This window comes from Actinomyces sp. HMSC08A09 (assembly GCF_001807465.1).
In the GTDB taxonomy this organism is placed as follows: Bacteria; Actinomycetota; Actinomycetes; order Actinomycetales; family Actinomycetaceae; genus Actinomyces; species Actinomyces oris.
This window is the reverse complement of record NZ_KV789137.1, coordinates 24,861-25,387: the sequence shown is the minus strand read 5'-3', so window position 1 is coordinate 25,387 and position 527 is coordinate 24,861. Positions and strand designations below refer to the sequence as shown.

1 pseudogene is annotated in these 527 nt (G+C 68.1%); it reads right to left on the bottom strand.

What is annotated here, in order from left to right:
• Positions 1–99 precede the first annotated feature (99 nt).
• Positions 100–527, bottom strand: a pseudogene (locus tag HMPREF3165_RS13905) (MFS transporter); the annotation flags it as partial.

Genomic DNA, 527 nt, shown 5'->3' with positions numbered 1-527 from the left:
GTCTCAGAAGTGAGGAGACAGCACAGTGCCTTGAACCTACGACTCCGAGGGCCAACCTACGAACTCGCGGCGCTCCAGGTGCGGCTCGTCCAGGCGCTCCTAGTCCTGCGCGGCGACCTCGACGTCGGCCATCTGCCGCTGCGTCCACGGGGCGACGGCGAACAGCACCAGGGCCATGAGCAGCGTGGCCGCGCCCAGGCCGTAGTAGTAGGTGGCGTCGGAGGCGTTCTCGGTCTGGGCGATGACGAAGCCGGCCACGCCCTGCCCGGTGGCGACGCTGAGCCACCACAGCCCCATCGCCTGGGAGGCGAAGCTCTTGGGGGCCAGTGCCGTCGTCGTGGCCAGGCCGACCGGGGACAGGAAGAGCTCGGCGACGGTCTGGATGACGTAGACCAGCGCCAGGAACCACCAGGGGGACAGCTTTGCGCCGCCCGGCCAGATCTGGAACCCGTAGCCCAGCATGAGCGCCGAGAGCCCCACGATCAGCACCGCGATGACGAACTTCATGATGGTGGAGGGAAACCTGC